We start from the raw sequence: 203 nt of genomic DNA, 5'->3' as shown, positions 1-203 counted from the left end.
ACCAGCTAGACCACGAGCCCGTGTCTGCCTAATAAAATTGGTGCTCCGGGTATAAAATTATTCCCTCCTCGCCATCCCGGCTCTCCCGCGCTCCGGGCCGGCAGGCACCACGAAATTGGGGGTGATTGGCCGGGACCGTTCAGATCTCGGCGTGTTTTGCCGTGTGGATGCCGTCGATCTTCCGGATCTCGTCCATCGCATCG

Source organism: Methanoculleus sp. UBA413 (assembly GCF_002502935.1).
In the GTDB taxonomy this organism is placed as follows: domain Archaea; phylum Halobacteriota; class Methanomicrobia; order Methanomicrobiales; family Methanoculleaceae; genus Methanoculleus; species Methanoculleus bourgensis.
This window is presented reverse-complemented; position numbering follows the sequence as displayed.